Raw genomic sequence first — 877 nt, forward strand, 5'->3', positions numbered from 1 at the left:
AAGGGCCACTTGGCGGAGGACGGCAAGACCTACCTGGTGTGCGGCCTCATCCCCATCGAGGAGTTCTACCGGCGCTACGAGGAGGTCTCCGGGTTGGCGGTCGACTTCGACCGTCTGCGCTGGTACCGGGTGCTCAACTGTTTCCAGGTGATCACCACCACCATGGCCACGATGTATCGGGTCGCGAAGCTCGGCAAATCGCACCAGGACATTCTTCTGGCACGGCTCAAGGCCATCGCGCCGGTAGGGGCGCATGAACTCACCGAACTTCTTGCGGAGGTACTCTGATGGACAACACCGATGTAGGTCTGCGGGCGGCGATCCGAGCTCTCACAGACGTTGTCGCGCCGACCATCGGCCCCGGGCACGCTCAGGCCAGCGATCAGCTCAAGCTCACCATCGACTATCTGAGCTTCGTCGCCGAACGGCTGCCCTACCTTCACCAACGCGCACGATTCGAATTGCTGCACGGCCTGGAGATGGCAACGTCCGTGCACTCGACGATCCAGGCACCTTCGTCATCGTCTCTCGAGCGGGCCATCGACGCAGGCCACGCCATCCTGAGCGATCCCGCTTCGGCTCCGTCGGGTGTTCTGAAGGCAACAGCGGACCTCGGCGCTGCCGTCGCGCAGGCCGTGCGCGATGCGGCCGGCCTCGAAGAGTCCGTTCGCCAAACGGTCGAGCGCAGTGTGCTGCGCGCCAGTCTTCACCGCATCGCCTTCGAGCGATCGTGGTACTTGCCTTTGAAATTGGACCCGGATCCGCACGAGGTGCGGCCGTTGTCTGAATTCCTGACGACATAGTCATGGATCGACAGGAGACATCTCATGATATTGCGCAGACTCGTCGTCGCCCTTTGCACCACGCTGTGCATGGC

Annotated in this window: 2 protein-coding genes; both read left to right on the forward strand. The window is 62.6% G+C overall.

Annotated features, from left to right (window positions below):
• Positions 1–288 (forward strand): hypothetical protein (locus AC1DY5_RS57305; protein ID WP_478122986.1); only part of this gene is annotated, 288 nt, incomplete at its 5' end.
• Positions 288–803 (forward strand): hypothetical protein, encoded by a 516-nt coding sequence (locus AC1DY5_RS57310; protein WP_478122987.1) that lies wholly within the window; start codon positions 288–290, stop codon positions 801–803. The genes AC1DY5_RS57305 and AC1DY5_RS57310, both read left to right, overlap by 1 nt.
• The last annotated feature ends 74 nt before the right edge of the window (positions 804–877 follow it).

This window comes from Variovorax sp. P4_D9, from assembly GCF_056401695.1.